The organism is Octadecabacter sp. B2R22 (genome assembly GCF_018861045.1).
Classification (GTDB): Bacteria; Pseudomonadota; Alphaproteobacteria; order Rhodobacterales; family Rhodobacteraceae; genus Octadecabacter.
Genome location: NZ_JAHKQJ010000010.1, coordinates 418,111 through 440,099, shown reverse-complemented (window position 1 = coordinate 440,099; position 21,989 = coordinate 418,111). Strand labels below are relative to the sequence as shown.

Here is a 21,989-nt window from a genome sequence, read left to right as displayed (position 1 = left end):
ATCCTAATGAAAGCTGTTCCATGACCCGTTTCACCATCGCCAGTTTCAATGTCAAAAACCTTATCGGGGCCGATCAGGAATACTACAAGTTCATGAAATACACGCCCGAAGAATACGCGTGGAAACAGGACTGGATGGCCGATCAACTTTTGAGCATGGACGCGGATATCGTCGGTTTTCAAGAGATTTTCGAAGAAGATATTTTGCGCGATGTCATCACAGAAACCGACGTGCGCGGTCAGGCATCCAATGACGCCTCAGTGCCAGATCAGTCCAAACGATATCACCGCCGCGCAATTTTTCGCCGCTTGGCCTATACGCCCTACTTTGAGGGAAAAGGCGCGCTCGCCGTCGCGCCCAATGTTGCAGACGGAGAACCGGGCCAGCGCAGACCAGGCGTTGCGATCCTGTCACGGTTTGGCTTTGTCGGCACGCCAGAGGTCATCCAAGATCTGCCCGAACCCGTCGATATCCCGTTTTCCGCTTTGCGCGGCGCGGATGGCGATGATGATGCAGGTTATTTCCGGCTGCGCCGCCTTTCACGCCCGATCCTAAAGGCGCGTATCCCTGTTGGTGATGCCGTTATCACGGTGTTCAACTGTCACCTGAAATCCAAGCTCGGCGAACATCATAAACCTGCTGGTGCAGACTTTCCGCCCGCCGCCGACCTAACCAACTACGACCCCACCACCCGCGCACTTGGCGCGTTGCGGGCCGCCTTGCGTCGCATGGCCGAAGCATGGGTTCTGCGCGCAGAGATCATCAAAGAACTTGAAGCCGGTAACCCCGTCATGGTCTTGGGTGATTTCAACGACGGCGAACATGCGGTCAGTTCCGAAATCATTTCCGGTGAAACGCCGTTCAAGAACTATTCTTGGATGCTGCGTCACGATGCCAAGACGCCGCAGGATCGCTATACCAAAGCGGAAAACGAGCAGATCACAGAAGACATCAATCGCGTCCGCCTGCATTCCGCTGAAAAAATGTTCGTGCGAAAATCTGCCCGCGACATGGTCTATACTTCGGCGTTTGGCGGCACTTATGAATCGATCGACCAGATTTACATGTCGCGCCATTTTCACCCCGATTACGCGGCCAAACTGGGCGAGATGGAGTATTTCTCTGTCCTGAATGACCACATCACCGATGGGTCCCATCCCGAAGCGCCTTATAATAAGCTCGCCTCGGATCATGGCCAGATCATTGCACATATGGTGATGGGCGATGACGACAACGCATAAGATAAACGCCAAGGGCGCGACGCTCTTTGCGACCGAAAGCGGCAGCGGACCTACGTTGGTATACTCCCATTGCCTTGGACTCGATCATCGCGTCTGGGATGGCGTGGTGGAACGTCTGCCGAACTATCGGTCGGTGCGCTATGACCTGCGCGGGCACGGCCAATCGGATGCGCCTGACGGCCCCTACGGCATGGGAACGCTGATTTCGGATGCCGAAGCGGTCTGTGACAATCTCGATCTGCGCGATGTGGTTTTTGTCGGACTGTCCGTCGGAGGTATGGTGGCGCAAGGACTGGCCGTTAAACGGCTCGATCTTGTGCGCGGGATGGTGATGATCGCGTCCGCCGCCAAAGTCGGACAACCTGAACCATGGCATGAGCGCGCCAAGGCCGTGCGTGAAAGCGGGATGCAGGCCATCGCGGACACCACGATGGAGCGCTGGAATGCCGGCGAAGACCGCCAAAAGTTGCAAGAGTGGTTGTTGCAGGCCAATCCAGAAGGCTACGCTGCGACATGCGAAGCCCTTGCTGGGACCGATTTTTACACGCCCACCTCTGGCCTGCGCCTTCCGACCTTGGGCATGTGTGGCAACGGCGATAAAGCAATGCCGCCTGACCTCGTACGTGAAACCACCGATCTTGTGCCAGGGTCGCAGTTTCACCTGATCCGAGGCGCGGGCCATATTACCGCCGTAACCCATGCGGATGACATCGCGACCAAGCTGACCGAGTTCTTATCCGGGATTGGTCACGTTTAACGTTACGGCCTGCCCTCTTCTCATTTTGGCGTCACGCCCTTAAATGCCCAACATGACACCCATCCAGCGCAAACGCGCCTTCCTGTTTATCCTGATGACACTGACCCTTGATGCCATGGGCATCGGGCTCATTCTGCCGGTGATGCCGGACCTCATCGCTGAGGTAAACGGTGGCACGATCGGCACAGCCGCCATCTGGGGCGGTATTCTGGCCACCACGTTTGCGGTAATGCAGTTTATCTTCGGACCGGTTCTTGGATCATTGTCCGACCGTTTTGGTCGCCGCCCTATTCTACTTATCTCGTTGTTTGTAATGACGCTGGACTACTTGATCATGGCTGTGGCTGGGACCATTTGGCTGCTTTTCGTGACGCGGGTTATCGGAGGCATAACAGCCGCAACTCAATCCGCCGCACACGCCTTTATTGCGGATATCTCAGAGCCCGAAGAAAAATCTGCGAACTTCGGGCTGCTTGGGGCGGCTTTTGGGCTCGGCTTCGTCTTGGGGCCAGTGATCGGCGGTTTGTTGGGCGAGCTTGGCACCCGTGCGCCGTTCTACGCCGCCGCCGCACTTGGCGCGATCAACCTGTGTTTTGGATATTTCGTGCTGCCGGAAACTGTAACTGACCGCATTCGCCGCCCGTTTTCGATGCGCCGCGCAAACCCGTTTGGCGCGTTCAAGGCGCTTTCGCAGTTGGATGGTTTGCGCCGCCTGATCCTGCTGGTGTTTCTATATGAGTTCGCGTTCATCGCGTATCCCGCTACATGGGCCTATTTCACGAAAGAGGCCTTCGGCTGGTCGCCCGGCATGGTCGGCGTTTCGCTGGCATTGTTCGGGGTCGGCATGGCCTTTGTTCAAGCCGTCTTGATCCGTGTTGCCCTGAAACATTGGGGTGAACGCATCACCATAATCTACGGGATTGCATTTAACTTCTTAGCCTTCATTGCTTTGACATTGATCACCAACGGTTGGGTTGCGTTGGTATTCATCCCGCTTACGTCATTGGGGGCTGTTGTTAATCCTGCAGTGCAAGGCCTGATGTCAAAACGCGCAGGCGATGACCAACAAGGTGAATTGCAGGGCGTTATCTCTTCTGCGCGATCCATGGCCATGATTTTCTCGCCGCTTGTTATGACGCAATTGTTCTGGGCGTTTACCAACGAAACTGGCGCTTACTTTCCGGGCGCGGCCTTTGCGTTGTCGGCTGCAATCATGATCGCCTGCTTGATCGTCTTCTTGGGGCGCAAACGGACTGTCGTCCAGTAAGGACACCGCTTGTCGCATTCGTGCTTGCGTCCTTCTCACGACATCGCCACGCTCCATCAAAAGAGTTGACCGGAGCGCCCAATGTCCACAATCAAAGCCGCAGTCTGCCATACATTTGGTGAGCCGTTCTCAATCGAAGACATCGCAATCCGTGCGCCCATCGGTGAAGAGATCGAAGTCACCCTTGCCGCCTGTGCGATTTGCCATTCCGACATTACGTACGCCGAAGGTCATTGGGGTGGCTCCTTGCCCGCCGTTTATGGCCACGAGGCAGCTGGAACTGTTACCGCCACAGGCCCGAACGCACGCGGTATAAACGTGGGCGATAAGGTCGTCGTCACACTGATCCGCGCTTGCGGTTCCTGCCCGTCCTGTTCTGCGGCCCGTCCGACCAACTGCGAAGAACCATATGACGGTGACGATGGTCCGATCAAAACCACCGATGGCGGCAAGCTCCACCAAGCGATGGCCTGTGGTGGCTTTGCCGAAAAGGTTGTCGTGGACAGCTCTCAGGTTGTGACGCTCCCGGATGGGATCAGCATGGAAGCCGCCAGTCTTTTGGCCTGCGGCGTCATCACTGGCATTGGTGCGGTCGTGAATGCCGCCAAAGTCCGCCCCGGTCAGGATGTTGTTATTATCGGTGCAGGTGGCGTTGGTCTAAACGCGATCCAAGGGGCGGCCATCGCAGGTGCGCGCCGCATCGTGGCCGTAGATATGGAGCCGTCCAAACTCGATGTGGCCAAAGAATTTGGCGCGACCGATGCGGTTCTTGCAACGGGAGAGCCGTGGAAAGAAGCCAAGAAAACCATGGGCCGCGGCGCAGATGCTGTCCTCGTCACCGTCGGTGTTGCACCGGTCTATGACCAAGCGCCACGTTACCTAGCCAAAGGCGGTAACGTCGTCATGGTTGGAATGCCGCCATCCGGTGCCTTTTCGGAATACGAGGCGGCCAATTTCGCCGCTGCCGGCCAAAGCATGATCGGCTCAAAGATGGGCGACGTGGTGATCAAACGCGATATCCCGTGGATGGTTGACCTTTACAAACAAGGCCGTTTGAAGCTGGACGAACTTATCTCGGGGACATGGTCGCTTGACCAGATCAACGAAGCGATTGAGGATACCAAGACAGGGGCCGCCAAACGCAACGTGATTGTGTTTTAGCCAGCGGCCATTTTCAAAACGAAGGCCGATACATGATCCGTTTCCTATCAAGCCTGTTCAATAAACCTACGCAAGAGGCACAGCCGGTTGCTGGCCACGCCGCTGAAACGTCGATGAATTTCGACAGTGAAAACGTGCGGCCGTTTCTTGAAGGACTTGCCCCTGGCACCATCGACCAAGGCGCATTGGCGGTTGTCGATTCTGCTGTCGGGGCTATGGCTGTAGATGAAACGCGTGACATCGTTCTCAACGCCCAAAGCGGCTTGCAGCTTCAAATCTATATGGATGACATCCAAGCGCCAGACCTGTATTTCTTCGGGCCTGTCGAGGTCATCCAATATATCGATTCAGCACTAATGGCCTTCGCCAACGCAATGGGACTTTGACATGAAACTCCAAGATCTAGACGTCATCATAACGGCCCCGCCTGCCCCTGGTTGGGGTGGACGCTATTGGATCTTGGTCAAGGTCACGACCGATACAGGCATCACAGGCTGGGGCGAATGCTACGCATCATCCGTAGGCCCCGATGCGATGACCCATGTCATTAAGGATGTGTTCGAACGGCACATGCAGGGTGAGAACCCCGAAAATATCGAGCTGATGTTTCGGCGCGTTTATTCATCGGGCTTCACCCAACGCCCCGACCTAACAGTCATCGGCGCGTGGTCCGGCCTTGAAATCGCGTGTTGGGACATTTTGGGCAAAGATCGTGATCGCCCTGTTCACGCGCTGATCGGTGGGCGACTTAACGATAAGATCCGTGCCTATACGTACCTTTATCCCGCCCCCCACCACCCGCTGCCTGAATTTTGGGGCAGTGCCGACATGGCTGCCGAAGTCGCGGTGAGCATGGTCGAGAAGGGCTACACGGCGGTCAAATTCGACCCTGCAGGCCCCTACACCATTCGCAGCGGCCATATGCCCTCGATGCATGACATTGAAACAAGCGTCGCGTTCTGCCAGAAAATTCGCGATGCCGTTGGGACGCGCGCCGATCTGTTGTTCGGCACTCACGGCCAGTTTTCGACAGGTGGCGCGATCCGCATGGGCCAAGCCATCGAGAAGTTTTCACCACTTTGGTACGAAGAACCTATTCCACCGGATTCAGTTGCCGAAATGGCAAAGGTCGCGTCAGCGGTCAAAATCCCTGTCGCCACAGGCGAACGTCTGACCACGAAAGCCGAATTTGCACCGATCTTGCGCGGCGGGGCTGCCAATATCCTGCAACCTGCCCTTGGGCGTTCTGGTGGCATTTGGGAAACCAAAAAGATCGCGACACTGGCCGAGGTCTACAACGCCCAAGTCGCGCCGCACCTTTACGCGGGATCGATTGAATGGGCTGCAAACGTCCAGCTCGCGGCGACCCTACCCAACATTCTGATGTGCGAGACCATCGAGACACCGTTCCACGACGCGCTGATCAAATCCTCGATCACGATTGAGAATGGCTATGTGAATGTTCCCACGGCACCTGGTCTTGGCATTGAAGTAGACGAAGATCTCGCACGGGCGCACCCACTTACGGACGACGGGCTGCATCTACAGATGCAGGAAGATCCGATCGGCTACCACGCACCTAATCTGTTTGCGGGCGGCGCGCCGGTCAAAGACGAGCCCTAGAACAAGCTTGCGCACGCCTCTGGCGCTGTTATCTTTGAACAAAGTTCACTGGAGACCGTCATGGCTGGAAAAGTCGAGTTGCGCCGCGCCGCTTTGCGCGAAACCCTGATCGCACAGGCGCGGCGCCGGATTGAGACCGACGGGCTGAAAAACCTGCGTGCGCGGGACCTCGCGAAGGATGCAGGCTGTGCCCTTGGCGCGATCTATAATGTGTTCGGTGATCTGAATGATCTGGTGCTGGCTGTGAATGCAGGCACCTTCAAACGTCTGGGCGCTGCTGTCGCCGAAGCCTTGGCTGACGCCCCACAAGATGCGACCGAACAGTTGATTGTGATGTCGCACGCCTATCACCACTTCGCGGCCAAGAACTTTAACCTTTGGCGCGCGCTGTTTGATATTGAACGCCCCGCTGGCGAAGCCGCGCCTGATTGGTATTTACAGGAGATGGGCCAGCTGTTCGCCTACATCGACGCGCCCTTGTCCGTCATCTTCCCCGATCACACCGCCGAGAATCGCCAGCTTTTGACCAAAGCCTTGTTCTCATCGGTGCATGGAATTGTGCTTTTGGGGCTGGATGAGGCCTCTGCGGGGGTTCCCGCCGCCCAACTTGATGAAATGATTTCATTGATTCTCAGGCACTTAGCCTCTCAATCCTGATTTTTATGAACATCGTTCACAAAAATACTTGATACATCACGCCACCCTCGCTAACTTCAATTCATGAACAACGTTCACACACAATGTGAACCGCGACACATGAAAGGAAGCGATATGTTCAAGACACTCTCAACCCTGATTGCAGGGGTTAACGCCCGCTCCGAAGACCGCGTTCGCGATGCTTTTGCGATTGAATTGATTGACCAAAAAATTCGCGAGGCTGAAACCTCTCTTAAGGCCGCCAAGGCCACGCTCGCCTCTCTTATCCAGCGTCAGCGCAGCGAAGAGCGGCAGCGCGCGAGCCTGAAAAACCGCGTTACCGACATGATGGGCCGCGCCCAAGAAGCCCTGAACAAAGGCCGCGAAGACCTTGCAGCAGAGGCTGCACAGGCCGTCGCCCAGATGGAAAACGAACTGACGATCCGCAATGAAACCTGCGACCGTCTGGATCAAAAAGTCATCCGTTTGCGCAATTCTATCGAGGCAGGCCACCGCCGGATCATCGATCTAAAACAAGGTGCGATCCAAGCCCGCGCTGTACGCCGTGAACAAGCGATCCAGTCCAAGCTGAGCTCGACCATCGGGCACACATCCAACGTCGAGGAGGCTGAAGAGTTGATCACCCGTGTCATGGGCCGCGACGACCCGTTCGAGCAATCCGAGATCCTGCGCGATATCGATCGGGATTTGGGCCACGAAACATTGACGGACCGTATGGCGGATCACGGATTTGGTGCAGCGACACGCACCACCGCAGACGATGTACTGGCCCGCCTGAAACAGTCCAAGAAATCCGCTTAACTTACTGAAATTTATAAAAGGAATAATTCGATGAGCAACTTTAACAAAAACGATAACGCAATGATTACCCTATTTAACGGCGCTGGTGTCGTGGTCGCCTACGGGATGCTGGGCCTCTCGCTTTATATGTCCCCTGACGTGCCTCTTTCGACTAAAGGCTACTGGGGCATTGGTATTCTTCTTCTCACCCTGTCCTTGGTGAACTTTGTGAAACTGCGCTTTGACGAACGCCTCTCAGAGGACCGTGTGACACGCCTTGAAGAAGCCCGCAACGAGCGCATTTTGTCCGAATATGTTGGCGGCGACGACGTCAAAGACTGATCCCCGACAACCCTCTTGCCTCTCACGGCAAGCGCCCTGCCCCAACCCAGTCCCTAGGGTGGGCGGGGCGCACCCCTTTCCAAATGTGCGAACCTCAGCCAATGTCCTTGCAATGAAATCACTTCTGTCCCTCCCTCGGCGCGGCGCTGCCAAAATCGTCGGACTAGCAATCTCACTGTTGGTGCGATTCCTGACGGCTGTTCGTGCGGATTGGCGCGGCATTGAACCGGTCAACAAGCAACGGGTGTATTTCGCCAATCACGTCAGCAACGCCGACATGCCAATGATCTGGTCCTGCCTGCCGCCCAACTTACGCCGCGATGTGCGCCCTGTTGCAGCGGCAGACTACTGGCTGAAAAACAAACTACGTGCGTTCGTCGGGCCGGAGGTCTTCAACTGTGTCCTCGTTGATCGTCGCCCCGAAGCCCGCGACGCACATCACGATCCGATGCAAAACATCCTTGATGCCTTGGATGACGGGTCTTCGTTGATCATCTTCCCAGAAGGCAATCGCAACATGACAGATGACCCGCTGCTGCCCTTCAAGGCGGGCTTGTATAACATGGGTAAGGCCCGCCCAGACGTCGACCTTGTGCCGACGTGGGTGTCGAACGTGACCGAGATTATGCCCAAAGGCGAAGTAATTCCCCTGCCCTTGATCTGCACTGTGACATTTGGCGAACCAATTCACGTAGACGACGGTGAAGATAAAGACGCCTTCCTGCGGCGCGCCGAAAACGCTCTCGTCTCGCTCGCGCCAAAGGATGATCGCTTATGACGTCGACAGATTCCGAAATTCTCGGGTTATTCATCGGGGTTTGCGGCCTTTTGATTGTCCTTACCCTCGTCGGAGAGGTTCTCAGCATGCGGGCGGGCGACAACAACCCAGTCGTTGAAACCTTCAAGACACGTGTGCGAAGCTGGTGGGTGATAGTGATCTTGTTCACGTTGGCCCTGATCGCGGGAAAGGTCGGGCTTTTGATTTTGACGGCCTTTGCCTCGTTTGCGGCCCTGCGGGAATTTATGACGCTGACCAACAAACGCCGCGCAGATCACCTGTCACTGGCGCTCGGCTTTTTTGTCGTTCTCCCTTTGCAATACCTCTTTATCGGCTTCGGCTGGCAGGCTTTGTTTGCCGTGTTCATTCCGGTTTACGTCTTCCTTCTTTTGCCGATCGTCAGCGCCCTTCGCGGTAATTCGGACCGCTTTTTGATCCGCGTGGCAGAAACCCAGTGGGCCTTGATGATCGCGGTCTTCTGCGTCAGTCATGTGCCCGCGCTTCTGACCCTCGAGTTTGACGGCTACCCTGCGGACCGCGGTGTCCTTCTTATTGCGTTCCTGATCATGGTCGTTCAATTCGGCGATTTACTTGATTTCTTCTTTGGGCGTCGGATCGGCAAAACCCAGATCATTCCCGGAATTTCTGCCAAGACATGGGAAGGCATGATCTGTGGCGTTGTTTCCGCCTCGATCATTGGCGGGCTGCTGGCATGGCTCACGCCGTTCAGCATGTTTGGGGCCATGGCGATGGCCGCCCTTGCGTCCACTGTCGGGATGTTTGGAAACTTGGTCATCTCAGCGATTAAGAACGACCGAGGCATCAAGGATTGGTCACACCTGATCCCCGGCCAAGGCGGGTTCGTTGATCAGCTCGACTCTGTTATCTTCGCCGCACCGATCTTTTACCACGTGACCTATCTGGTCTGGATGTAGCCCTAACGCAGAATGAAATCACCAACGATCGGATAGTGATCTGTCGGCCATTCGCCATCAAATTTACCACGCACCGAAAACGTCTTTCCCATTGGGGCGATACCCTCGGTCCCGCCTATATGATCAATGGCAGGAAACAGGTTCAGCCCGCGATTAAAGTGGTAGGTAGATCCCTGTGCGGGCCAAAACGTAACGCCTGCGTCTTCCAGAATTCCAAGCGTCGTTGATCCATTGACCGCATTGAAATCACCGATCACAAACACAGGCATTTGGGCGGCGGGGCCTGCGATGCGGTCAGCCACCAGCTGCGCTGAAAGCTGGCGATTGGATGCACTGCGATACTCTGTATGCAGATTATAGACCCGAAACACCGTTCCCGACGTATCTTCAAATTCGGCCCACGACGCAAACGCAGGCCATGATCCGTTAAAGGTACGCGAATAAATCACGTCAGGCGTGTCGCTGAAAAAGAACCACCCTTGATCGCGCAACTGCAATCTATCTGTGCGGTAGAAAATTGGCTGGGTTGATGGAAACGCGGCAGGGTCGCCCACGGCGGCGGCCGCGTAGTCGGGGTTGTTTGTGCGCAGATAATCCAAAGTCAAATTGGCGGGGGCCATGTTGCGCCCAAAGCTTTCCATCTCTTGGAACCCGATCACATCCGCGTCCAACGCGCGAACGGACAATTGCAGCGCGTTCTTGCGCCGTTCCCAATCGCCCACGGACCAATCCCCCGTCTCACGCCCCATCCAAATGTAATGGACGTTATAGGTCGCGATCCGAAGGTTTTCTGGAGTGGGCGGCTGAACGGGTTGTGGCAAAGAATTGCACGCAACCATGCCCCCCAGCACCGCGAAAAACATCGCAAAGAAAACAGCCAGTCGTTTGAACCATCTTCTCATGGCATGACCAAAATCGCTCTAAAATCATTGACGTTCGTCAATGTCGGACCAGGGACAACCTGCGCGCCGATGGCTTCAAAGAACCCGTGCGCGTTGTTATTGGACAATGCACCCTCAGCGGAAATTTCCATCGCTTCGGCCAAAGCCAATGTCGTTGGGTCCGCCACGGCACCCGCTACCTCCGCGGCGCCATCTACTCCGTCTGTGTCGCAAGCGATCACGTGGATTTTTGGATGCCCCCGCAATGCCAGTGCTGCCGCTAAAACAAATTCAGCGTTGGGCCCACCGATACCATCCCCACGACGGGTCACGGTGCATTCACCGCCCGACAACAACAGCACCGGTATAGACAGCTTTTCCCCGGCGATCTGAACCGCCATCTCGGATTGGGCAACCGCAAGATCGCGGGCCTCACCCTCCAGCGCATCGCCGAGAATACGCACATCAACACCTGCATCCCGCGCGATCTTCGCTGCTGCTTCCAAAGATTGCGAAGGCGCGGCACAGATGATGTTTTCCACCCCATCCAAACGTGGATCATCGGGTGACAATGGATCACCGCCCTTTTCCAGATAAGCGGCAATCGCAGGCGGCGCGGTCACGTCCCATTTGGCCAAGGTCGCAATTGCCAGATCGGCATTTCCTGCGTGGCCAACGGTCGGACCACTCGCGATGTCGCTTGGATCATCCCCGGGAACATCCGATATCATCAACGTCACAATCTTTGCAGGATACACAGCGGCCGCCAGACGCCCACCTTTGACGGCCGATAATTCCTTGCGGATTCCGTTGATATCCCCAATTGGCATCCCACTGGCCAGCATATCCGCGGCCAATGTCTGCTTGTCGTCCAATGTCAGCCCATCCGCAGGCGCACAAAGAAGCGCCGAGCCACCGCCCGAAATCAGCATGATGACCGTGTCCTCAGCCCCAAGCCCCTCGGCGATTTCCAGCAAACGTTGCGTCGCATCCACGCCCGCCTGATCGGGAACGGGATGTGCCGCTTCAACAATCTCAATCCCCTGACAATCCCGCGCGTAGCCATATCGCGTAATCACAAAGCCCTCACACGGGCCCCATTCAGCCTCGACCGCCTCAGCCATCCGAGCCGACGCCTTACCAGCGCCCAGCACGACGACCCGTCCGTCGGGCTTGGGTGGCAATGCCGCGGGCACACACCGCATGGGGTCAGCTTGTTTAACGGCGGCCGAAAACAGGTCGCGTAAGAATTCATTTGGGTCTTGAATATTGCTCACGAGGGAATTCTCCGAAATCGCAGTGCGGCGAGTGGGGCATTTACGTACACAAGTCTATTAACAGCACATCACAAAACCGTATTAACGCACTAAAAAACATAGACCTACGAAAGCCCCGCTCTGACTTTACAGCGTAAGACTACACAATAACAGGCAAAGCAAAAGCCTGCCAAATCACGCGCTCCTTTCGTACCTAAACGGATGCCGTGCTTACCAGCTGCGTTCTTCAAACGGCTCCAAAAACCGAAATACCGACCCCGTATCACCAAGGTGTGTCGCGTCCGGTCACAAGCGCAGGTAGATTGGCGGGGCGAATACCCGTAGATGGCATCTGCCGCAATTTCCAGAAGCGAAGACGTCAGGCCCGCCCCCCGTTTGTTGCCCAATGAACCGGCATTAAAACCACCATTATATAGGAAAAATTGCTTTGTTTCGCCATTTTTGCGCCGTTTTGGGAGGGTAAACCCTTCTCGACATTACATCAGAGGATGGTCAGCATTTTGTTTCAGAGAAACTTATCAGCGTGCAGGCTCGACGGAATAAAATCGTATGCGCATCGTGTCCGATCCCGAATAATGCCTCCAAAGGGCGATGACGGTCCTCTTGGATGGGCGGTCTCCCGCGACACCGTGAAAACCGGGCTGACGATGTGTGCCTCGGTGTGTGCGGCGGTCTTGGTCTTACCTTTTATTCCGCCTGTGCCAGCGGCTGTCGCGTCCGATATTCGCTTCGAGGAAATGACGTATCAGGGCATGACCCTAAATGAATTTGCCGACAAGCTGCACCTGTCCGCTGATGATCCCTATCTTGTCGGGCTCTTTGAGGACTTATGCAGGCGTGAGGGATTAATGCCGATGGCGTAAGCGCGGAGTGGCGCGTTTGAAACTCAATATGCGTTGCGGTTCAATTTGTAAGCCGCGCTCGTCAAGCACGTCATGCTATAACGTCATATCTGCAACAGGCTTTGGACTTGATGATTGAAACTTCGCGCGTAGCCATTGCGCAAAAGTAGCCGCAGGCGCGGTAAAGCCGTTCGGTGGCGGCGTGACCCAATAAGACGCGGGCGCTTGGATTTCATATGTGAACGGGCGAACCAAACGACCAGACCGAAGCGCGTGATCCGATGTCACAGCATCACCAAGACACAGCCCCATACCGGCCTCGGCTGAGGCGTACATTGCCAACAGGCCTGTGAAAATCATGCTCGGTTCGCCGACCTCTAACGATTGCCCCTTTAGAGCCAACCACTGGCGCCAATCGTCTTGCGAATTCAGATGCAACAGCAGGTCCGGTGTGAGGTTCTCCAACATAAGCGGCGCACGCGCGTGGAGGAAATCGGGGCTACAGACTGGAAAGAAGGTGACTTCAAACAGGTGGATAGCCCCTTCTGGCGGACGGTCCGTAAACACGATTGCAAGGTCACAATCGGGGATGTCTTCGCCAGCCGCAACGCTGCTCAGTTTAAGAGAGATAGCGGGGTGACGTTGTCGAAATTCCGTCAACCGTGGCGCCAGCCATGTCGCCGCAAACCCGGACACAACAGCGATTTCAAGGGGGCCCTTGGCTTGATCCAAACCACTATGCGCTTCGTGCAAAATCGACAACGCAGGCCGAATTGCGGCCACGTAACGTCGAGCATCTGATGTCAGGACAACGCCGCGACCTTTCGCGGTGGTCAGCTGAAACCCAAGCTGTGCTTCAAGCGCCTTCAGTTTGTGACTTACCGCACTTTGGCTCAGACGAACTGCGACCGCTGCATCCCGAACTGTCCCTGTCCGGGCCAGCGCATCCAATACAATCAAGGCAGAAATTGGGGGTAAACTCATGTGGCTATTTCATGATTTTTGGGAAATTTAATCATTAGACATGTGATAATTACATGAATACTCATTGACTAGCAAACTTCATAAGGACCACGCCATGGAAGCTAGCTTTTCCCGCCGTAAGTTGTTGGAACCCCAAGAGCTGCGCGACCTCAACGCGCGGTCTGACTTGCGCGGGTGGATGCAAATCCTAAGCCATGTTGGTGCCATTGTCGTGTTTGCGGTTCTTCACGCCAAAGCGATGGGCAGCGTTTGGGTTCTGGCGACCGGTTTTGGGCTAGGGGTGTTGCTAAACTTCTTATATGCAGGCCAACACGAACTGTCCCATGGCACGGTTTTTGCCACCAAGAAAGTTAATGAAATCTGGGGGCGTGTGATCGGGTTCGTTATGATATTTCCACGCGATTTTGATCAGGTCATGCATTTTGCCCACCACAGATGGACCCAAGATTGGGAACGCGATGGCGAACTGGTGCGTGAACCTTACACCCTGACAACCTACCTTTTATGGCTCAGCGGCGTTACCTATTGGCGCAACCGTATATTTGGCGTCGTGCGTCGGGCGCGTGGGATTATCGTTGAACCCTTTATTCGAACTGACGAAGAAGCCAAAGTTATCCGCGAAAGCCGCATCCACCTCGCTCTTTATGTCGCGATCCTCGTCGGATCATTGATTGCAGGAAGCTGGGCGTGGCTGACGTTTTGGATTTTGCCGATGATCCTAACCAAACCCGTTCACCAGCTTCAAAATACGATCGAGCATTTGGGATTGAGCCACGAAGATAATATCTTGGAAAATACTCGCAGCACGCGCACGAATGCCGTGATCCGTTGGCTGTGCTGGCAAATGCCATACCACACGGCGCACCATACATTCCCGTCCGTACCATTTTGGAAGCTGCGTGACCTGAACAACAAAATCGAAACGCAAATTGGCGGTGAGGTCTGGCGCATGGGGTGGATAGAGTTCCAAATCGAAGTCATCAAGAAGCTGAGCCAACAGGACGAAAGCAAGTACCCGATGAACGAAGTCTGGGTGGTTCCGGTGAACGGACGCAGCATGCGGGTGGAAGCCGAATGACCCAATCCCTCGATATCTACACCTCCCTTTGGGCGATGCAGCCCCATGACCCAAGTGGCGTCAAATTGCAGTTCGAAGAGGTGGTCGAAATGGTCGCCGATGCTGGTTACCAAGGCATGGCACTGGATTTTGGCGCGACCTCGGTTGAGGACGTGAAACGCATTGAACCGATGATGGCCCGCGCGGGGCTTCGACCGTTTTTGGTTGATTTTCCGAAAACCATCGAAGGGCTTCGGCCAACGTTGAAAATGGCGAAAGACTTCGGCGCGCCTTTCGTGGTTGTGATAGGGCAGGTGATGCCTGTGAGTGTGGAGGGCATGATCCCAGTCATCCGCGCATGGATCGAAATGTCAGAGCAAGAAGGCATGCCAATCTTGTTTGAAACCCACCGAGATTGCATCACCAATGATCTGTTCGCAACGCTCTGTCTGCTAGACGCGGTGCCCGAGATGCGGATGTGCGCCGACTTGTCCCACTACGTCACAGGGCGCGAAATGGCATGCCCCCTACGCCCGCGTGACGCCGAACACATGAGCCGTATTCTTGCACGGTCAGACAGTTTTCAAGGTCGCGTGGCAAGCCGAAGCCAGATCCAGCTGCAACTGGACTTTCCGCAAAACCAGAAGTGGATCGAGATGTTCAAAGGCTGGTGGCAAGAAGGATTTGCGGGCTGGCGCGCGCGCAATCCTGAAGGCAACTGTGTGTTTCTATGCGAGCTGGGTCCACCAGATTACGCGATGACCGGGCCTGATGGGCGCGAGATGTCGAACCGCTGGGACGAAGCCCTGCAAATCAAATCCTGGGTGCAACACATCTGGAACGATCTAGACGGGGACTGAGGTCGTAGCGCCCGCTGTCAGGGAGGCGATGGCGCCTATACACTCGGACGCCAGATGAGCGTGGACAGCCGAGACCGTCACCCAGCCAGATAAATTGAATACGGAAAGTCATTCAGAAACTGCGGGGGCAGCATGCAAGGCGGGTTCTCCAGTGTGTACGTCGAGGTAGGAATTAATCCGTCGGGCCAATTCAGTGTGAAGCTCGCTTCGGCTTCGGCCATCGGCATCCATGCATAGCGGATCCAGCTCGCCCTCTTTCTCAAGGATTTCAGGTCCGCGTTCTTTGCACTCTGCAAGAAAACTAAAGTGCGTAGCATCGGGTATAAACACATGCTCCGCGCCGGGAATACGGTGCGCTGCGTCCAATGCATGAACACCTTCAGGAACGCTTTCGTTGGTGCCGAGGTTGATGACAAAGAGAGGGATATCGATGGTCGACAGGCTTTCATCTGTGACAGTGCTGATGATCCCAGGGTCTACTATGACTCCCGTTGTAATGCGCGCGTCCCTGAGATCCTGCGCTGCGGGCGACAGATCCAACTGATGAAGATCGACCCCAAAGTAACTTAAGAACGCGCAGTCCGACATCCCGTGATCGCTCTCGTCACAGAACCGCTGTAGCCGGTCAGGATCAACCCGCGCACCTGACAAAGCCAAAGCGGTGTAACCTCCGGCCGAAAAGCCGACAACGCCGATGTTGTCAAAATCAACATAAGAGAACTCATCCTCATGACTGGTCATGTGATCCAGAATAGCTGTGATATCCTGCGGGCGTTCCCAGACCCGAACAGCCGCTTGCGCACTGGCATTGCCGCTGGTCGTACCTGGATGATTTGGGAGCACAACGACATACCCATTGTTCGCCAGCTCTGACGCGATCCAACCGAACTGGCCAGCATTGCCCCCTGCCCCATGTGAGATGAGCACCAGCGGGAACGTGCCTTCTTGCCAAGGTGCCTCGCGCCCCGCTTGGGTGCCAAAGAAAACCCCGTTTCCGCCAACAGTGACAGCCTTCCCACCAGGATGAGCTGGGTACCAGATATCAAAGGACACATTCGTATCCCGAACCGGAGCATAGGCTTCGCCTTTTGCGATACCCACGGACCCGTCGTAAGCAGGGCGCAAAATCTCGTAGCTCCCCCAACCTACCACGGCCGCCACACAGATGACCGATGACACTTTTGCAAACTTAATGAATGTGGACATTCTCATCCCTTTCACACGTTGGTTTCCACAACCCGATGGGTCACGATAGGACCTGTTCAAGATGCCAGATTTTTGAGACTATTTTCCAACCTGCGCTTCCCTTCACGAAGCCCAAGTGATCAACGAAAACATTCTGATGTGCGCGGATGCGGATTTTTACGGTCGCGCTCAGCGGAGACAGAAAGTCGATCAGCAAGACTTCTGCGTCCAAAACTTGGCCAGCGCTTTGCGGCGATTTTCGCCCTGTGACATCCGCGCGAAAACTGTCAATCGGTTCTACGAAGACCTCGCCGTTATCTGCATCAAAGAGACTGGATTGCGGATGAAAGACTTCATCCAACTTCTCGACGTTGCAGTCATGGATTGCCTCGAAATATGTTTCGATTGCGGTGTTTAGAGCGTCCAATTGAGCCATTGTTACTTCCTTGCTTAATAACGTTCCGCCTTTGCGGAATGGGTCAAAGCTAGGCTGCAGGCACTTTTCGAGAAATCCCCGCAATTGAGGGGGGCTGCTAAAAGCGAAAAAGGGGAAGGTTTGTTAAATCAACCCAAGCGTCGAGGCTTTGGAAACGGCTTGCGCAAGCGTGACGCAGTCCAATTTCATCCGCGCATCTTTCAGATAACCGCGTACGGTGTGATCCGAAAGATCGAGGATAATCGCGATGTCAGTATGCGCTTTGCCCTGAGCCGTCCATTTTAGGCATTCGATCTCGCGCGGCGAAAGCTGGGGAAGCGTCTCACCGTCCACATATATCTCGGCTAAGGCCATGAGATGAATTTCGTGTGCCAAATGAATGAGCCCCTCTCGCATCTCTGCCAGATATGGCTCCCAAGTGTCCCCGCCTTTCGCATCATGTGCGTTGAAAGACAGCACACTGCGGCGGCCAATCGCATCGACATGACGGACGCTAAAACCCGTCTGGCCCAGGCCATATTTGGCGGTTTGCTCCATCATATCCAGTTGAACGCCTTGGGGAGAAATAGTGGACCAGCAGAAAGGCCCAGCGGTCCGCTCCGCCATTTGTAAGACAGGATCAATCCGCACGTAGTCATTCAGTAAATAGTGGCTCACCCAAGCATCGGGGTAGTTGGTGCGAACATAAGGCTTGTTCTGCGCATCCTCGCCTGAACGAAAGAGGTGGAGGGTCACGTAATCAACCTGATAGAAATCCGCTATCCGCTGAACTGCGTCCTGAACGTTACACGATTTCAAGTCGATATCTGCCACGCCCACCTACAACTTTCTGAAGTTCAAAGGTTTCTGTTCCGCATCTACATTTGTCCGAAACATTGTGTGGACAAGGCTACCAAAGTCGTCACGCACTGCAAAGAAGAATGAACGATGTTGTGGCTCACAGCCGCCATTCGTTGCCGCCCAAAGTACCAAGCCTCGCACACCAAGCCAGACCTTCGAAGTATTCATCCCGGAGGTCAGCGCTGCGGACAAAGCCGCCGTGAGACACTTCTCGTCGAATGTCCGCTCCGGATTAATGCATTCTTGGAATTTTCGAGACGAAAAGTTCTCGATATAAAAACCTATCGTGCCGGGGACACGAGGCGTCAGCTCGCTTATTCTGGAGCTTGCAGAAACCTGAACTGGGCTCAGGCGTCTCGGACTCTAATTATTCACTCCAAAGAGCAGTGAACTCTCAAGCTGTTCGCCGGCGGTTTCGTTGCAAGTATTTTGGAACCCCCCTCAAGAGAACGCGTGTGAGAGACTGCGCGATCGATATCGGCGCCAAGGCCTATGCGAGCTGTTGGCGCCAGAACTAAGACGCGCATTCCCTTGCGTGAATGCCCAGCACTATAAGGCCTGGCCACAAAAGGTAGGCTTCGATCTCAATATTCTCGCCAAAAGACAGCAGCGTCAGCGTCATCATAATCCCAAGCGGTAAGTATCCCCTTGGGCCTCGCGCCGCATCAATTAGGGCCAGCAAGGTTTGCCACACGAAGGGAACCAACAAGGCCAACAATCCCACAAGACCCTTAACGAATAGCAAACCGAACCAAGTGTGGTGGCTGCCGATGAGCATGTACTCGACGGCGTGGCTCCCCGGTTGAAGTGTGCCATGGCCGAACCAAAAAGCCTCGTTTTGCCACCTTTCAGATGCGATGCGTTGCAGAGCCTCGCGAACACGCGTGCTGTCTGCACGCGCGCCTTTGAATGCAGCAATTGCGTCAGATGCAGTCGACGCAAAAGTTGCGCCGAACATTGCCAAAGATGCTGTCAATCCGGCCACGATGTGCCACGCCCAGCTGCGCAACAAAAGTGGCATCATGCGTGGCCCGATAGTACAGGCGACGATCCCGACAAGGCCCATGCGGGACTTGGATGCCAAAATCATCAATGTTCCAGCGGCGATCCCGATGCTGCGCCATTTGATACATTTCTCTTCAAGAGCAAACAGCACCATCACAACGCCAAGCAAGGCGGCAAATGGCGACCACGGCGCATAGAACTGCCATCGCGGGGCCCAGCTCCCTGGGTCCCACGTGAAAAAGTACACCGAGAAGTATTCAGGTCCTGGACCACCAATCGCCTGAAGGGGGGATGTGAATATCCGTTCGGGTAAACCAATGTAGGGCGCAACGAACATGATCGGCGCGAGGATCAGCGTCCATAACCCAATGACGCATTGTCCACGCACCAACACAGATCTTCGGATCGGCAGAACTGCACCGATTAACGGAAAGAGTGCCAAAAGCGCCCAACCCTTTGCCCAGCCAATTGATGATTTGATTGTCTGCTTTAGGCCAAGCGACCAGTCCAGATGGCCGATCCAAAGCGCCACCAACAGCACAAACATCCCCGCAAACCATGCCCAGACAACGGGCGGAATTGCACCCGTCGCGCGCATGTCAGGACGCACTGCCGGTCCAAGATACAGAACCAGAACCGCCAGCCCTCCAAGCAGCCAAGCGATAACCGGCCCAACCACATAAAGCGCGCCAAGACCATATAGCGGCCATGTCCACACAAGCATGCGATAGATAAACCGCTCGACGGGGTTGAGATCCGTCATGCATCTGTCTCTGGTTTGCTCGTCAGCCGCGAAATGAGTGCCAGTCTGATCCAGCCAAGCGATAGCCCGAACAACAACATCAATGTTGCTGCGACACCCGCAAGAAACGCCAGTTTTCGGTTGGGCGACGAGGGGCGATTGGGCAAGGATGGATTTTCAAGGACCTGAACAAGTGGATAGGATGCGTAGACGTCCGACTTTCCCGTTTCAGCGCGTGCAATTGCGGAGGCAAAAACCGCCTCTGCAACTGAGAAGTCCCGTTCAAGGTCCTGCAAATCTGACGCAGCTCGCGAAAGGCGACCAATCTCTGCCTGACCTTCAGTAAACTGCATCCGTAGCGTGGCCAATTCCTGCTCTGCCGCGCTCAGCTCAACCTGTTTTTGAACAAGATCGGAGAGCAATTCGGCGCGTGCGCCTTGTGGGGCCAAATCAAGTGCGGATAAGGTTTGCACGTCCAGGCCCGTCACAGCAATTGCCAGTTCTAATGCGATCGATGCCGCTTCGTCGCGAGCACTACGCGCCTCCTCTACGCGAGGGTGACGCGACCCGAAACGCGCATTGGCGTCAGCGAGCGCGACCTCGTGGCTGGCCGCTTCTTCGAGAAGTGCCAGATACCCTCCGTCCGCAAACAGCTTCAACGTGGCTGCCGCCGCTTCTGCGTCCAAGCCAAGCTGTGTCTCAAGGGCCGCTACACTTGCGCTCCGTTCACTTAGACCTGCAATGCGATCTAAGATTACGGCCTCAAGTTCAAGGTGGCGGTCGACCAGACGGTCATATTGATCCACCGACATCAAACCGCTTTGCTCTTGCAACAGTGTGATCTGGCTGCGTGTTTGCGCGACGGATGTGCGGAACTCGTCGATCGCCTGAAGACCGCTATCTTGGCGCGTGCTTGCCTCGTCATCTCGCAAGGCATCCAGCTCAACGAAAAATGCTTGTAGCAACGCGTCACCGCGCGCTTGTGAATCCATGGGTGAACTGCCCATCATCTCAACATGGATCAGACTTGTTTGATCGACCAACTGAATGCGCGGCGCGCCAATTTCTTCACGAGTAAGCCCTAATGACTGCGCCGCAGCATCCACAATGCGATCAGCGCCCAACAAACGTTTATATGTCTCCGTCGGGCTAACCGCGTTACTGGCAAAGGCAGAGTTGGCGAAAGAGGACGCTTGACCAATCCCGTTAAGGTTCATGGACGCAGATGCCCCAGACCCCGGTAAAATCAGCGAGGTCGTTGATCTGTAAGTGAGGGGGGCGGTTTTGAGGTAGCCGAGTAAAGGCGCCCAGATAAGCGTGGCACCCAGTATAGCGGTCGCCGCATAACGTGGCATACGTTTGAGATCCCCCAAGCGCCCACCCATCATGATGCGACGCCCCATTCCGCGCCTTGAGAGGCGGGAAAGTTCGGCAATACTGTTTTTGAATGTCGTATTCATCGGCGGTCTCCTTGGCCGATGAATTACCTTAAGACCACAGCTCACGCATTTGGGCGTAAGGTTGGGTTCGCGGAGCGTTTGCCCCAACCTCTATCCGAATGGATAGTTCAGAACAGGCCCGCTTCGCGCGCGATAAGCGCGGCTTGTGTCCGGTTCGCAGCCCCAACTTTGCGATAGAGCGTCTTTACGTGGAGTTTCACGGTTGGTTCGGTTATGTCCAAATCCCGCGCGATTTCTTTGTTGGATTTGCCCTGTGTCAGGCCTTCGAGGACCTGCAGTTCCCGTGATGTCAATTTATCGGCGAGTGCGTTCTGTGGCACCTCTTCAACGGCGGTCATGAAATCAAGTGGCGCATATTGCTCACCCATTGCCATGAACTTCACCGCATTCACCAATGATTTTGCCGGAAGCGACTTGGGTACGAAACCTGCTGCTCCTGCCTCAAGCGCATCTTCCGCAATCTGCTTGGTCGCTTCACCGGAAATCAGAGCGACGCGGTCGGTTTGCTCCATCTCCAAAACGGTGCGCAACCCATCCAGACCGTTCATGCCTGGCATATTGTAATCGAGCAGCACCAGATCATAGGCGTCATCTGCTTTGATACGATCCATCGCGTCCTGCAAGGTACCGACACTCGCGGTTTCCATCGCGCCCTGCCCCTCAAGGAACATGACAAGCGTGTCGCGCAACAGGTCGTGGTCGTCAGCAATCAGTATTCTCATGGTCTGGTTCCTTGGGAATGGTCACTCCCTTCATACGCGGTTTTACGGCCAAACAAAGGCAAACTGCGGGGGGAAAAGAGCTAGTCGGTTAACCCAAACGGATAGGTTCCGCAGCCTCAAATGGGTGGAAACACCTCCGTCAGGTTCAAACTGAGTC

General features: G+C 55.3%; 23 protein-coding genes. 14 read left to right on the top strand and 9 right to left on the bottom strand.

Going from position 1 to position 21,989, the window contains the following annotated elements:
• The first annotated feature begins 20 nt into the window (after positions 1-20).
• The 11 genes from KO486_RS15030 to KO486_RS14980 all read left to right on the top strand — a co-directional run bounded on the left by KO486_RS15030 (position 21) and on the right by KO486_RS14980 (position 9,541).
• Complete coding sequence (locus tag KO486_RS15030) at positions 21-1,241, top strand: endonuclease/exonuclease/phosphatase family protein (RefSeq protein WP_216038091.1); 1,221 nt, start codon at positions 21-23, stop codon at positions 1,239-1,241.
• Positions 1,225-1,998 carry an alpha/beta fold hydrolase gene (locus KO486_RS15025; RefSeq protein ID WP_216038090.1) on the top strand — a complete coding sequence of 258 codons (774 nt, stop codon included), beginning with the start codon at positions 1,225-1,227 and terminating at the stop codon, positions 1,996-1,998. The genes KO486_RS15030 and KO486_RS15025 overlap by 17 nt, the downstream gene beginning before the upstream one ends.
• A gap of 52 nt (positions 1,999-2,050) precedes the next feature.
• Positions 2,051-3,265 (top strand): TCR/Tet family MFS transporter, encoded by a 1,215-nt coding sequence (locus KO486_RS15020; protein WP_216038089.1) that lies wholly within the window; start codon positions 2,051-2,053, stop codon positions 3,263-3,265.
• Positions 3,266-3,346: 81 nt separating this feature from the next.
• On the top strand, positions 3,347-4,426 hold the full coding sequence (locus tag KO486_RS15015; protein WP_216038088.1) for a Zn-dependent alcohol dehydrogenase: 1,080 nt from the start codon (positions 3,347-3,349) through the stop codon (positions 4,424-4,426).
• A gap of 32 nt (positions 4,427-4,458) precedes the next feature.
• Positions 4,459-4,812 (top strand): hypothetical protein, encoded by a 354-nt coding sequence (locus KO486_RS15010; protein ID WP_216038087.1) that lies wholly within the window; start codon positions 4,459-4,461, stop codon positions 4,810-4,812.
• A gap of 1 nt (position 4,813) precedes the next feature.
• On the top strand, positions 4,814-6,049 hold the full coding sequence (locus tag KO486_RS15005; RefSeq protein WP_216038086.1) for a mandelate racemase/muconate lactonizing enzyme family protein: 1,236 nt from the start codon (positions 4,814-4,816) through the stop codon (positions 6,047-6,049).
• Between the two features lie 60 nt (positions 6,050-6,109).
• Positions 6,110-6,706, top strand: a complete 597-nt coding sequence (locus KO486_RS15000) for a TetR/AcrR family transcriptional regulator (RefSeq protein WP_216038085.1) — start codon at positions 6,110-6,112, stop codon at positions 6,704-6,706.
• Between the two features lie 114 nt (positions 6,707-6,820).
• Positions 6,821-7,507 (top strand): PspA/IM30 family protein, encoded by a 687-nt coding sequence (locus tag KO486_RS14995; protein WP_216038084.1) that lies wholly within the window; start codon positions 6,821-6,823, stop codon positions 7,505-7,507.
• A 30-nt stretch (positions 7,508-7,537) separates the two neighbouring features.
• On the top strand, positions 7,538-7,828 hold the full coding sequence (locus KO486_RS14990; protein ID WP_216038083.1) for a hypothetical protein: 291 nt from the start codon (positions 7,538-7,540) through the stop codon (positions 7,826-7,828).
• A gap of 112 nt (positions 7,829-7,940) precedes the next feature.
• On the top strand, positions 7,941-8,606 hold the full coding sequence (locus KO486_RS14985; protein WP_216038082.1) for a lysophospholipid acyltransferase family protein: 666 nt from the start codon (positions 7,941-7,943) through the stop codon (positions 8,604-8,606).
• On the top strand, positions 8,603-9,541 hold the full coding sequence (locus tag KO486_RS14980; RefSeq protein ID WP_216038081.1) for a phosphatidate cytidylyltransferase: 939 nt from the start codon (positions 8,603-8,605) through the stop codon (positions 9,539-9,541). The genes KO486_RS14985 and KO486_RS14980 overlap by 4 nt, the downstream gene beginning before the upstream one ends.
• Positions 9,542-9,543: 2 nt before the next feature.
• Here the strand turns inward: KO486_RS14980 and KO486_RS14975 are convergent, their stop codons facing one another.
• Together KO486_RS14975 and KO486_RS14970 are read right to left on the bottom strand one after the other, a co-directional pair.
• Complete coding sequence (locus tag KO486_RS14975) at positions 9,544-10,443, bottom strand: endonuclease/exonuclease/phosphatase family protein (protein ID WP_216038080.1); 900 nt, start codon at positions 10,441-10,443, stop codon at positions 9,544-9,546.
• On the bottom strand, positions 10,440-11,699 hold the full coding sequence (locus tag KO486_RS14970; RefSeq protein WP_216038079.1) for a glycerate kinase: 1,260 nt from the start codon (positions 11,697-11,699) through the stop codon (positions 10,440-10,442). The genes KO486_RS14975 and KO486_RS14970 overlap by 4 nt, the downstream gene beginning before the upstream one ends.
• A gap of 575 nt (positions 11,700-12,274) precedes the next feature.
• Here KO486_RS14970 and KO486_RS14965 point away from each other — a divergent pair.
• Positions 12,275-12,562, top strand: a complete 288-nt coding sequence (locus KO486_RS14965) for a hypothetical protein (protein WP_216038078.1) — start codon at positions 12,275-12,277, stop codon at positions 12,560-12,562.
• A 75-nt stretch (positions 12,563-12,637) separates the two neighbouring features.
• Here KO486_RS14965 and KO486_RS14960 read toward each other — a convergent pair whose 3' ends face one another.
• A complete protein-coding gene (locus KO486_RS14960) occupies positions 12,638-13,525 on the bottom strand; it encodes a LysR substrate-binding domain-containing protein (protein ID WP_216038077.1) in 888 nt (295 codons plus the stop codon).
• Positions 13,526-13,619: 94 nt separating this feature from the next.
• On the opposite strand from KO486_RS14960, the gene KO486_RS14955 reads away from it, so the two are divergent.
• Both KO486_RS14955 and KO486_RS14950 read left to right on the top strand, forming a co-directional pair.
• Positions 13,620-14,603: a fatty acid desaturase gene (locus KO486_RS14955; protein ID WP_216038076.1), complete on the top strand. Its 984-nt coding sequence runs from the start codon at positions 13,620-13,622 to the stop codon at positions 14,601-14,603.
• Positions 14,600-15,442, top strand: a complete 843-nt coding sequence (locus KO486_RS14950; RefSeq protein WP_252734814.1) for a sugar phosphate isomerase/epimerase — start codon at positions 14,600-14,602, stop codon at positions 15,440-15,442. Before KO486_RS14955 ends, KO486_RS14950 begins: the two co-directional genes overlap by 4 nt.
• Before the next feature lie 108 nt (positions 15,443-15,550).
• On the opposite strand, the gene KO486_RS14945 is transcribed toward KO486_RS14950, so the two are convergent.
• From KO486_RS14945 to KO486_RS14920, 6 genes are all read right to left on the bottom strand, one after another.
• A complete protein-coding gene (locus tag KO486_RS14945; RefSeq protein ID WP_216038075.1) occupies positions 15,551-16,648 on the bottom strand; it encodes an alpha/beta fold hydrolase in 1,098 nt (365 codons plus the stop codon).
• 40 nt (positions 16,649-16,688) lie between these two features.
• Positions 16,689-17,063 (bottom strand): nuclear transport factor 2 family protein, encoded by a 375-nt coding sequence (locus tag KO486_RS14940; RefSeq protein ID WP_216038074.1) that lies wholly within the window; start codon positions 17,061-17,063, stop codon positions 16,689-16,691.
• 123 nt (positions 17,064-17,186) lie between these two features.
• The gene (locus tag KO486_RS14935) at positions 17,187-17,876 is read right to left on the bottom strand and encodes a LuxR family transcriptional regulator (protein WP_216038073.1); all 690 of its coding nucleotides are present in this window, start codon (positions 17,874-17,876) and stop codon (positions 17,187-17,189) included.
• A gap of 541 nt (positions 17,877-18,417) precedes the next feature.
• On the bottom strand, positions 18,418-19,671 hold the full coding sequence (locus tag KO486_RS14930) for an O-antigen ligase domain-containing protein (RefSeq protein ID WP_216038072.1): 1,254 nt from the start codon (positions 19,669-19,671) through the stop codon (positions 18,418-18,420).
• Positions 19,668-21,110, bottom strand: coding sequence for a hypothetical protein (locus KO486_RS14925; protein WP_216038071.1), 1,443 nt, complete (start codon positions 21,108-21,110; stop codon positions 19,668-19,670). Before KO486_RS14925 ends, KO486_RS14930 begins: the two co-directional genes overlap by 4 nt.
• Before the next feature lie 107 nt (positions 21,111-21,217).
• Positions 21,218-21,832: a response regulator transcription factor gene (locus tag KO486_RS14920; RefSeq protein WP_216038070.1), complete on the bottom strand. Its 615-nt coding sequence runs from the start codon at positions 21,830-21,832 to the stop codon at positions 21,218-21,220.
• Positions 21,833-21,989 lie beyond the last annotated feature (157 nt).

Excerpts from the sequence above, each read along its gene's own strand:
- KO486_RS14990 (WP_216038083.1), top strand. The coding sequence starts at position 7,538 with ATGAGCAACTTTAACAAAAACGATAACGCAATGATTACCCTATTTAAC.
- KO486_RS15010 (WP_216038087.1), top strand. The coding sequence starts at position 4,459 with ATGATCCGTTTCCTATCAAGCCTGTTCAATAAACCTACGCAAGAGGCA.
- KO486_RS15005 (WP_216038086.1), top strand. The coding sequence starts at position 4,814 with ATGAAACTCCAAGATCTAGACGTCATCATAACGGCCCCGCCTGCCCCT.
- KO486_RS15020 (WP_216038089.1), top strand. The coding sequence starts at position 2,051 with ATGACACCCATCCAGCGCAAACGCGCCTTCCTGTTTATCCTGATGACA.
- KO486_RS14955 (WP_216038076.1), top strand. The coding sequence starts at position 13,620 with ATGGAAGCTAGCTTTTCCCGCCGTAAGTTGTTGGAACCCCAAGAGCTG.
- KO486_RS14950 (WP_252734814.1), top strand. The coding sequence starts at position 14,600 with ATGACCCAATCCCTCGATATCTACACCTCCCTTTGGGCGATGCAGCCC.
- KO486_RS15015 (WP_216038088.1), top strand. The coding sequence starts at position 3,347 with ATGTCCACAATCAAAGCCGCAGTCTGCCATACATTTGGTGAGCCGTTC.
- KO486_RS14965 (WP_216038078.1), top strand. The coding sequence starts at position 12,275 with ATGCCTCCAAAGGGCGATGACGGTCCTCTTGGATGGGCGGTCTCCCGC.
- KO486_RS14995 (WP_216038084.1), top strand. The coding sequence starts at position 6,821 with ATGTTCAAGACACTCTCAACCCTGATTGCAGGGGTTAACGCCCGCTCC.
- KO486_RS15000 (WP_216038085.1), top strand. The coding sequence starts at position 6,110 with ATGGCTGGAAAAGTCGAGTTGCGCCGCGCCGCTTTGCGCGAAACCCTG.
- KO486_RS14975 (WP_216038080.1), bottom strand. The coding sequence starts at position 10,443 with ATGAGAAGATGGTTCAAACGACTGGCTGTTTTCTTTGCGATGTTTTTC.
- KO486_RS14930 (WP_216038072.1), bottom strand. The coding sequence starts at position 19,671 with ATGACGGATCTCAACCCCGTCGAGCGGTTTATCTATCGCATGCTTGTG.
- KO486_RS15025 (WP_216038090.1), top strand. The coding sequence starts at position 1,225 with ATGACGACAACGCATAAGATAAACGCCAAGGGCGCGACGCTCTTTGCG.
- KO486_RS15030 (WP_216038091.1), top strand. The coding sequence starts at position 21 with ATGACCCGTTTCACCATCGCCAGTTTCAATGTCAAAAACCTTATCGGG.
- KO486_RS14985 (WP_216038082.1), top strand. The coding sequence starts at position 7,941 with ATGAAATCACTTCTGTCCCTCCCTCGGCGCGGCGCTGCCAAAATCGTC.
- KO486_RS14960 (WP_216038077.1), bottom strand. The coding sequence starts at position 13,525 with ATGAGTTTACCCCCAATTTCTGCCTTGATTGTATTGGATGCGCTGGCC.
- KO486_RS14945 (WP_216038075.1), bottom strand. The coding sequence starts at position 16,648 with ATGTCCACATTCATTAAGTTTGCAAAAGTGTCATCGGTCATCTGTGTG.
- KO486_RS14980 (WP_216038081.1), top strand. The coding sequence starts at position 8,603 with ATGACGTCGACAGATTCCGAAATTCTCGGGTTATTCATCGGGGTTTGC.
- KO486_RS14920 (WP_216038070.1), bottom strand. The coding sequence starts at position 21,832 with ATGAGAATACTGATTGCTGACGACCACGACCTGTTGCGCGACACGCTT.
- KO486_RS14940 (WP_216038074.1), bottom strand. The coding sequence starts at position 17,063 with ATGGCTCAATTGGACGCTCTAAACACCGCAATCGAAACATATTTCGAG.
- KO486_RS14925 (WP_216038071.1), bottom strand. The coding sequence starts at position 21,110 with ATGAATACGACATTCAAAAACAGTATTGCCGAACTTTCCCGCCTCTCA.